Here is a 245-nt window from a genome sequence, read left to right as displayed (position 1 = left end):
AAAATAATGTATGGTATGATAAAATTTTAAATAAAGATAGATGAAAATTTATGGAAAGTAATATGGTAAAAGATAGTCCTGAAGTTGCAATGGCTTTTATAGATGAGTTATTTAAGACTATGTTACCTCAGTTTGAAAAAAATCTTCCTGCAATATGGGATTATATTGTTATGGACAAACATATGAATATAACAAGATAAAGATCTCACCTGGCTGCGAACGTGGTTTATTAAACTTTGATTTGG

1 protein-coding gene is annotated in these 245 nt (G+C 28.2%); it reads left to right on the top strand.

Going from position 1 to position 245, the window contains the following annotated elements; genetic code table 11:
- Window positions 1–50 precede the first annotated feature (50 nt).
- On the top strand, window positions 51–200 hold the full coding sequence (locus tag X919_RS16530; protein ID WP_155949675.1) for a hypothetical protein: 150 nt from the start codon (window positions 51–53) through the stop codon (window positions 198–200).
- The last annotated feature ends 45 nt before the right edge of the window (window positions 201–245 follow it).

Origin of the sequence: Prevotella sp. HJM029 (assembly GCF_000599605.1) — a bacterium.
Taxonomy (GTDB): Bacteria; Bacteroidota; Bacteroidia; order Bacteroidales; family Bacteroidaceae; genus Prevotella.
Note: the sequence above shows the minus strand (reverse complement) of the source record. Positions and strands in the feature narration are given on the sequence as shown.

Excerpts from the sequence above, each read along its gene's own strand:
- X919_RS16530 (WP_155949675.1), top strand. The coding sequence starts at position 51 with ATGGAAAGTAATATGGTAAAAGATAGTCCTGAAGTTGCAATGGCTTTT.